General features: G+C 74.7%; 8 protein-coding genes and 1 other RNA gene. 5 read left to right on the forward strand and 4 right to left on the reverse strand.

Features of this window, described 5'->3' with window-relative positions; translation table 11 throughout:
• Nucleotides 1-137 precede the first annotated feature (137 nt).
• Both rnpB and ACFWVC_RS38150 read right to left on the reverse strand, forming a co-directional pair.
• An RNA gene (rnpB, locus tag ACFWVC_RS38145) (RNase P RNA component class A) lies at nt 138-540 on the reverse strand.
• A 28-nt stretch (nt 541-568) separates the two neighbouring features.
• Nucleotides 569-2,011 (reverse strand): RNB domain-containing ribonuclease, encoded by a 1,443-nt coding sequence (locus tag ACFWVC_RS38150; protein WP_384299204.1) that lies wholly within the window; start codon nt 2,009-2,011, stop codon nt 569-571.
• Nucleotides 2,012-2,073: 62 nt separating this feature from the next.
• Between ACFWVC_RS38150 and yaaA the strand changes: the two genes are divergently transcribed.
• Nucleotides 2,074-2,859, forward strand: coding sequence for a peroxide stress protein YaaA (gene yaaA, locus ACFWVC_RS38155; protein ID WP_384299221.1), 786 nt, complete (start codon nt 2,074-2,076; stop codon nt 2,857-2,859).
• An 88-nt stretch (nt 2,860-2,947) separates the two neighbouring features.
• The gene (eda, locus tag ACFWVC_RS38160; protein ID WP_384299207.1) at nt 2,948-3,562 is read left to right on the forward strand and encodes a bifunctional 4-hydroxy-2-oxoglutarate aldolase/2-dehydro-3-deoxy-phosphogluconate aldolase; all 615 of its coding nucleotides are present in this window, start codon (nt 2,948-2,950) and stop codon (nt 3,560-3,562) included.
• 14 nt (nt 3,563-3,576) lie between these two features.
• Here the strand turns inward: eda and ACFWVC_RS38165 are convergent, their stop codons facing one another.
• Both ACFWVC_RS38165 and ACFWVC_RS38170 read right to left on the reverse strand, forming a co-directional pair.
• Nucleotides 3,577-3,729 carry a hypothetical protein gene (locus tag ACFWVC_RS38165; RefSeq protein ID WP_384299210.1) on the reverse strand — a complete coding sequence of 51 codons (153 nt, stop codon included), beginning with the start codon at nt 3,727-3,729 and terminating at the stop codon, nt 3,577-3,579.
• 110 nt (nt 3,730-3,839) lie between these two features.
• Entirely contained in the window at nt 3,840-4,988 is a 1,149-nt protein-coding gene (locus tag ACFWVC_RS38170; RefSeq protein ID WP_384299213.1) for a hypothetical protein, read from the reverse strand.
• A 182-nt stretch (nt 4,989-5,170) separates the two neighbouring features.
• On the opposite strand from ACFWVC_RS38170, the gene ACFWVC_RS38175 reads away from it, so the two are divergent.
• Genes ACFWVC_RS38175 through ACFWVC_RS38185 form a run of 3 tightly spaced genes read left to right on the forward strand, consistent with a single transcriptional unit; the run spans nt 5,171 to nt 7,973 of the window.
• Nucleotides 5,171-6,064 (forward strand): Nif3-like dinuclear metal center hexameric protein, encoded by an 894-nt coding sequence (locus ACFWVC_RS38175; RefSeq protein WP_384299216.1) that lies wholly within the window; start codon nt 5,171-5,173, stop codon nt 6,062-6,064.
• The gene (locus ACFWVC_RS38180) at nt 6,061-6,804 is read left to right on the forward strand and encodes a zinc ribbon domain-containing protein (protein ID WP_384299224.1); all 744 of its coding nucleotides are present in this window, start codon (nt 6,061-6,063) and stop codon (nt 6,802-6,804) included. Before ACFWVC_RS38175 ends, ACFWVC_RS38180 begins: the two co-directional genes overlap by 4 nt.
• Nucleotides 6,804-7,973 carry a bifunctional RNase H/acid phosphatase gene (locus ACFWVC_RS38185; protein ID WP_384299219.1) on the forward strand — a complete coding sequence of 390 codons (1,170 nt, stop codon included), beginning with the start codon at nt 6,804-6,806 and terminating at the stop codon, nt 7,971-7,973. The genes ACFWVC_RS38180 and ACFWVC_RS38185 overlap by 1 nt, the downstream gene beginning before the upstream one ends.
• The last annotated feature ends 247 nt before the right edge of the window (nt 7,974-8,220 follow it).

An 8,220-nucleotide genomic window follows, 5' to 3' on the forward strand; every position in this document is an offset into this window, starting at 1 on the left:
TCATGCTCAACGCCCTGCGCTCCACCCACGCCGCCCAGGCCGCCATCACCCAGGCGATCACCGTCCTGCGCGCGGCACTCCACCCCGCGGACTGAGCAAGCCCCGGCGGCCGGACGGGTCCGGCATGCACCAGGCGGCAGACGAGCCGAGCCGTACGCCGGGTTCTGTGTCCCGGTCGGCCTCGCGGCCGGCCGGGCGACGGCCATCCATCTAGGACCGGCGTTGCCGCCGGCCTCGTGCGGTCTACCCGCGGACTCGGGCGGGCAGCCCTCGAACGTCCGCGCAGAGCACTTGTTACGGCGCTCCTCTTGACCTTGCTCCAGGTGGGGTTTACCTAGCTGCCCAGGTCACCCTGGGCACTGGTGGTCTCTTACACCACCGTTTCACCCTTACCGGGTGCCTTGCGGCCCCCGGCGGTCTGTTTTCTGTGGCACTGTCCCGCGGGTCACCCCGGGTGGGCGTTACCCACCACCTTGCCCTGTGGAGCCCGGACGTTCCTCGGCAGGACCGGGGTCCTGACGCGGCCGTCCACTCGGCTCGTCTGCCGTGCCGCCATGTTACCCGGCGATCACGCAGGGGCGAAAAGCAGCGTGTGCCGCTCCGCGTCGGCTTCGGCCAGGCGCACGCGCAGCGGTTCGCCGAGTGTCAGGGGCACGCTGCCGCCCCTGACGCGGGCGACGACGGCGGGGTCGCGGAGGTGGACGGTGCCGGCGGTGGGGTCGCTCTCGCGGACGTCGATGACATAGGCGTCGAAGACCTCGCCCACCCGGTCCTGGAGGAGGGCGGCCTCGACGATGGCGACGGAGGCGCCCTCGATGCGGGAGGCGAGCTGGGAGCCGGTGCGCATCCTGCCCGGCAGGTCGCGGTAGGCGTCGGTGACCCACTCCGGCGGAGTGCGGCCGGCGGAGGCGGCGAGGCAGAACTCGCCGGCGTAGCGGTCGACCAGCCGGCGCAGCGGCGCCGTGCAGTGGGTGTAGGCGTCGGCGACGGCGGCGTGCAGCAGCGGCGAGGCCGGGTGGCCGGGCCAGAAGGGGGTGTAGTCGGCGCCGCGGAAGAGGCTGGTGGCCTCGTGCAGGAAGGCGGCGTGCCCGGTGCGGCCCGGGTCCAGGGTGCGGATCAGCTCGGAGTACGGGGTCATGTGCGGCCAGTCGATGTGCAGGGCCTGGGCGACCCTCCTGAGCCGGGCGATCTCGCCTTGCGGGGCGAGCGGGAGCGTGCGCAGGATGCCCGTACCCGCGCTGATCATCAGTCCGGCGGCGGCCATGCCGGCGAGCAGCGAGATCTGGGCGTTCCAGGACTCGGCCGGCAGCGGTGCGCGGTACTCCAGGGCGTAGCCGTCGCCGCGCTCGACGACCTCCTGCTCGGGCACGTCGAGGGAGATGCCGCCGCGCCGCCGTTCCTGTTCCTGGCGCAGCCGGCCGATGGTGCGCAGCAGGACCAGCGGTTCCTCGGCGGTGCCGTCGTCGAGTTCGCGCTGCACGCCCGCGTAGTCGAGCCGGGCGCGGCTGCGCACCATGGCGCGGCGGACGTCGACGCCGGTGACGCCGCCGTCCGCGTCCAGGTCGATGCGCCACAGCACGGCGAGCCGGTCCCGGCCGGGCAGGAGACTGGCCGCGTCCTCGCTCAGCACGGTGGGGTGCAGCGGGACGCGGACGTCGGGGAAGTAGAGCGTGGTGACGCGGCGTTGGGCCTCGGTGTCGATGGCGCCGCCGGGCGCGACGAAGGCGGCGACGTCGGCGATGGCGTAGTGCACGCGGTAGCCGCCGTCGCGGCGGGCCAGGTGCATCGCCTGGTCGAGGTCGCGCGAGCCGGGCGGGTCGATGGTGAACAACGGCAGGCCGGTGGCGTCCTCGTGGCCGTCGACACCGGGTGTACGGGCGGCCTGTTCGGCCTCGGCGAGCACGGCGGGCGGGAACGCGGCGGGCAGGTGCAGTTCGGTGCGCAAGGCGCTGAGCGCGGTCCGCAGCGGCTCGCCGTCGGCGGCCTTCACACGCAGGGGGCGACGAGGCATGGAGTGAGCGTAATTCAGCGGCCGTAGGCTGCACAGCACAGGTGAACGTGAAGGAGAACACCGTGCTCGTCCTGCTTCCGCCGTCCGAGGGCAAGGCCGCTCCCGCCACCGGGAAGGCCGTCGACCTGGACTCCTTGTCGCTGCCCGGCCTCGCCGCCGCGCGGCGCACGGTGCTGGACGAGTTGGTGGGTCTGTGCGCGAGCGACGACGCCGACGACATCGTCAAAGCGGCCGACGTGCTGGGGCTCAGCCCCGGCCTGCGCGGCGAGGTGGGCCGCAACGCGGGGCTGCACTCGGCTCCGGCCCGCCCGGCCGGGCAGATCTACACCGGGGTGCTGTACGACGCGCTGGGCCTGGCGGACCTGAGCCCGGCGGCCAAGCGGCGGGCGGGGCGTTCGCTGCTGATCTTCTCGGGGCTGTGGGGCGCGGTCGGCGTCAAGGACGCGATCCCGGCCTACCGCTGCTCGATGGGCGTCAGGCTGCCCGGGACGGGGGCGCTCGGCACGTTCTGGCGGGACGCGATGGCGGACGTCCTGCCGGAGGCGGCCGAGGCGGCCGGCGGCGGCCTGGTGCTGGACCTGCGGTCGGCCGCGTACGCGGCGGCGTGGAAGCCCAAGGGGGCCCTGGCCGGGCGGACGGCGACGGTGCGGGTGGTGCAGGCCGAGACCCGGAAGGTCGTCAGCCACTTCAACAAGGCGACGAAGGGGCGCATGGTGCGGGCCCTGCTGGAGTCGGGTGCCCGGCCCGGCGGCCCGGACGAACTGGTCGACGTGCTGCGGGAGCTGGGCTTCCGGGTGGAGGTGCAGGGGCCGGGGCGGCTCGACGTGCTGGTGACCGACGTCCACTGATGTCCACCGAGGCAGGGTGCAGGCCACACGGTTGCACAGGCCGCAACGACCGTTGCGTCAGCCGTGTCGCCCCGGCAGCATCCCGGGCATGCTTCTCGACCTCGCCCCCGTGATCCCCGTCGTCGTGCTGGAGGACGCCGCCGACGCGGTGCCGCTGGCCAGGGCCCTGGTGGAGGGCGGGCTGCCGGTCGTGGAGATCACGCTGCGCACCCCGGCCGCGCTGGACGCGATCCGGGCCGTCGCCCGCGAGGTACCGGAAGCCTTCGTCGGGGCCGGGACCGTGGTGCGGGAGGAGCAGGCCGCCGTGGCCGTGGACGCCGGGGCGCGTTTCCTGGTCAGTCCGGGCTGGACGAAGCGGCTGCTCGGCGCCGCGCGGGCGACGGGGGTGCCCTATCTGCCGGGGGTGTCGACCGCGTCCGAGGTCGTGGCGCTGGCCGAACACGGCGTGACGGAACTGAAGTTCTTCCCGGCCGAGGCGGCGGGCGGCACGGCGTACCTCAGGGCGCTGGCCGCGCCGCTGCCGGGCGTGCGCTTCTGCCCCACCGGGGGCATCGACCAGGCCCGCGCGCCGGAGTACCTGGCGCTGCCGAACGTGGCCTGCGTGGGCGGGAGCTGGATGGTCCCGCCGGACGCGCTCCGGTCCCGAGACTGGCCCCGCGTCCGCGCGCTGGCGCGGACGGCGGCCGGTCTGCGGGGAGCCTGAACGTTCCGTCCGGCTCAGCCGTCGTCGCCGGACCCCTCCATGCGGCGATGCCGGCCGTGCGGCGCGGCGGGGGCTTCCTCGGACGAGGCGGGGCCGCGGTGGCGACCGTGGAGATCCGCCGCGTCCTCGTGGCTCGCGGCGGCGTTCTCGGTTCGGGAGTCGGACATGCGAGGACTCTCTGTCGGTGGCTTACGGGTCACAGGAACCGTGCTGCCGACGTGCCGCCGTACCAGCGCACGCCGAAACGGCAGCGCAGCCCCCGGCGGGAGTTTACCGGTCATGATCCAGCCGCCAGCGGCGCCTTCTGCAGAGGTAGGACCGGGCTGCCCCTGGACTCCTCCGGCGCGGGCTCGGGCAGGGCTCCCGGGACGGCCGCCAGGGGCGGCGGGAACGGCGCGGGCGCGTCGTAGTCGACGATCCCGCAGGGGCAGTGCGCGCATGCGTACGGCAGCCGCAGCACGCCCTGCGGCGACCACATGCCGGTCCCGGCGAGCCAGCCCTCGGGGCCGCTGAGCCAGGTGGCGCGGCGCTCCCCCGGCCGCCAGACCGCCAGCGACGTGCCGTGCGGGCCGTCGGCGCGCAGCGCCACCGCGCAGGACTCGGGCATCAGCACCTGGCCCGGCTGCGCGGCGAACGGGGTGAGGACGGCGTCGGGCACCCGCAGGCACTCGGCGAACCGCATCGGCTGCCGGCTGCCGAGCACGCCCCAGCCGATGCGGTCCTCGCCGGTGGCGTCGCTGCGGACTATGAGGAGTCCGCTGTCGGGTTCGGCGAGCAGCAGCCGGTCGTTGCTGTCCTCGGTGATCTGCAGCAGCGGGCTGACCGCGCCGCCGCCCCGCAGGTCCACCGCGACGGTCTTGACCGTCCCGTCCGTCTCGCGGTCCAGGGCGAGCACGCCGCCCGCCCGGTCGAGCCACGCGCCGCCCCCGCAGCGGCCGTGGATCTCCGCGAGCCGGCGCGGCGGGCCGTCGCGGCCGTCGTGGACCAGCCACACCGAGGTGCGGCCGGTGGCGGCGTCGTACGCGAGGGCGAACGCGAGCCCTGACGCGGGTGGCGGCAGCAGGCGCACCTCGGTGCCGGAACCGTCCTGGCCACCCGGGACGGAGCCGAGCAGCACTTCGCCGGTGCCGGGGCCGGCCGGGTAGAGCAGGGCGAAATCGTGCCGGTCGGCGACGCGGCGCCGGATCAGGACGCGGCCGTCGGGCAGCGGCAGCACCTCGGAGCACTCCTCCTCGGGCTGGTTGCCGGGCAGCGGCACGGTGTAGGGCTCGGGGCCGCCGAGCGTCCAGCGTTCGGGGTACCAGCCGTCCCCGCCCTCCGGCGTCCGGGCCAGGCACGCGGCGTAGGAGCCGTCCGCGGCGATCGTGAACCCGGCCCGCGGCACGGCGCCGGTGCCGGTGGCGGTCTCGGTTGCGCAGGCTGTCATGGTGGTCGCTCACCTCCTGACCACGACGCTAGTTTTCGCACGCGCAACCGCCCGACACGAGTCGGTGCGCTTCACACATAAGGGTGGCTCTCGTCCCGTTCCGTCGGACTTCGTGCGGTCGGTGTGCTCATGACCAGCCGGGAATTCCAGCCGCCCGGTACCGGCGCGGTAACCTCGACCCCGTGCCGAAACTGTCCGACGTCATCGCCGCCCTCGAAGTCCTCTGGCCGCCGGAGTGGGCCGAGCAGTGGGACGCCGTCGGCCTGGTCTGCGGGGACCCGGACGCCGAGGTCCGGCAGGTGCTCTTCGCGGTCGACCCGGTCCAGGAGGTCGCCGACGAGGCGATCCGCCTCGGCGCCGATCTGCTCGTCACCCACCACCCCCTCTACCTGCGCGGCACCACGACGGTGGCCGCGACCGGCTTCAAGGGCCGGGTGGTGCACTCCCTGATCAAGAACGACGTCGCGCTGCACGTCGCCCACACCAACGCCGACCGCGCCGATCCCGGGGTCTCCGACGCCCTCGCCGCAGCCGTCGGACTGCGCGTCACCGGCCCGCTGGTGCCGGACCCGTCCGACCCGGCGGGCCGCCGCGGCGCCGGCCGGCTCGGCGAACTGCCGGAGCCGATGACGCTGGCGGAGTTCGCCGACCGGGCCGCCCGCGGCCTGCCGGCGACGGCGACCGGGCTGCGCGTCGCCGGCGACCCCCAGCGGCAGGTGCGTACCGTCGCGGTGTGCGGGGGCAGCGGCGACAGCTTCCTCGACGACGTGCGCAGGGCCGGGGCCGACGTCTACCTGACGGCCGACCTGCGCCACCACCCGGTGTCGGAGGCGCAGCAGGCAGGACCCCCGGCGCTCGTCGACGCCGCCCACTGGGCCACCGAGTGGCCCTGGTGCGGGCAGGCCGCGCGCCGGCTCGACGAGATCGCGGAACGGAACGGCTGGGGCTTGCGCACCCATGTGTCGCACACCGTCACCGACCCGTGGACGGCCCACGCGAGCGCCGCCGCCCTTCCTCACACCCCGCACGTCCCTCACGCCCCGCACGAACCCACGACCTCAGGAGCCCCCCGCTGAACGCCGCGCCCGCAGACCAGATCCGACTCCTTGAGGTCCAGGCACTCGACGCGCGCATCGCGCAGCTGGACCACAAGCGCCGGACCCTTCCCGAACACGCGGAGATCGAGCGCCTCTCCTCCGACGTGACGCAGCTGCGCGACCTGCTGGTCGCCGCCCAGACCGAGGAGAGCGACACCGCCCGCGAGCAGACCAAGGCCGAGCAGGACGTGGACCAGGTGCGCAAGCGCGCGGTCCGCGACCAGGAGCGGCTGGACTCCGGCGCCGTCTCCTCACCGAAGGACCTGGAGAACCTCCAGCGCGAGCTCACCTCGCTGGCCAAGCGGCAGAGCGACCTGGAGGACGTCGTCCTGGAGGTCATGGAGCGCCGCGAGTCCCTCCAGGAGCGGGTCCAGGAGCTGAGCCAGCGTCTGGACTCGGTGCAGGGCAAGGCCGGCGAGGCGGAGACCCGGCGGGACGAGGCCCTGCGGGAGATCGACTCCGAGGGCATGTCGGTCACCAAGGAGCGGGAGATCATGGCCGGCGCGGTGCCGGCCGACCTGCTCAAGCTCTACGACAAGCTGCGCGCGCAGTCCGGCGGCGTCGGCGCGGCCCGGCTCTACCAGAAGCGCTGCGAGGGCTGCCGACTGGAGCTGAACATCACCGAGCTGAACGAGGTGCGCGCGGCGGCCGCCGACGCGGTCGTGCGCTGCGAGAACTGCCGCCGGATCCTGGTGCGCACCCCCGAGTCGGGCCTGTAATGGCCCGGACGTTCACCGTCGAGGCCGACGGCGGGTCCCGGGGCAACCCGGGGCCGGCCGGGTACGGCGCCGTGGTGTGCGACTCCGCCACCGGTGAAGTGCTCGCCGAGGCCGCCGAGTTCATCGGCACGCACACCAACAACGTGGCCGAGTACCGGGGCCTGATCGCCGGCCTGCGGGCCGCACGGGCGCTGGACCCCGAGGCGCAGGTGCGGGTGCGGATGGACTCCAAGCTCGTCGTGGAGCAGATGTCGGGCCGCTGGAAGATCAAGCACCCGGACATGCGCCCGCTCGCGGCCGAGGCCCGCTCGATCCTGCCGCCCGGGCAGGTGACGTACGAGTGGATCCCCCGCGAGAAGAACAAGCACGCCGACCGGCTGGCCAACGAGGCGATGGACGCGGGCAAGCGGGGCCGGCAGTGGGAGCCGAGCCGGTCCACGGCCGCCCTGGCGACCGCCGCGGCCGCGACGGCGACGGCGACGGCCGATGACGACCCCGAGCCGCCCGGGGAGTCCGAGACCGCGGTGGGCTGGGGCGACGCCGACATGGGCACCCCGACCACCTTCGTGCTGCTGCGGCACGGGGAGACCCCGCTCACCCCGGAGAAGCGGTTCTCCGGAAGCGGCGGCACCGATCCGGAGCTGTCGGAGAAGGGGCTCTGGCAGGCGCGCCGGGCGGCGGACCTGCTGGCCGAACGCGGCACCGTCCAGGCCGTCGTGTCCTCCCCGCTGAAGCGCACCCGGCAGACCGCGGAGATCGTCGCGCAGCGCCTCGGCCTCGACGTGCGCGTCGAGGAGGGCGTGCGCGAGACCGACTTCGGCGCCTGGGAGGGGCTGACCTTCGGCGAGGTCAAGGAGCGCTTCCCGGACGAGCTGACCGCGTGGCTGGCCTCCCCCAAGGCCGCGCCGCCCGGCGGCGAGAGCTTCGCCGCCACCGCGCGGCGGGTCGCGCTGGCCCGCGACAAGATGATCGCGCGCTACGCGGGCCGTACCGTCCTGGTCGTCACGCACGTCACGCCGGTCAAGACGCTGCTGCGGCTCGCGCTGGGCGCGCCGCCGGAGTCGCTGTTCCGCATGGAGCTGTCGGCGGCGGCGTTCTCGGCGGTGGCGTACTTCGCGGACGGGAACGCGTCGGTACGGCTGTTCAACGACACCTCGCACCTGCGCTGAGCGACCGGGTCCGGCGCCGCGCCGGTCCCGTCGCCCCCGGCAGGGTCTTGGGGGGCCGCCCCCCCGGGCGGGCCCCCCCGGGCAGGTGCCCCCCCTCCCGCCCCCCCCCCGCCGCCCCGCCCCCCACCCGCCCCCACCCCCAGTACCACCACATCCCCCCCATCCGCGCCACGATCCTCAACGACCAGAAGTCACGCATCGACAAGATCCAGCAGAACACCGAGATCCAGGCGCTGCTCTCGGCCTT

The organism is Streptomyces sp. NPDC058691, assembly GCF_042714775.1.
Classification (GTDB): domain Bacteria; phylum Actinomycetota; class Actinomycetes; order Streptomycetales; family Streptomycetaceae; genus Actinacidiphila.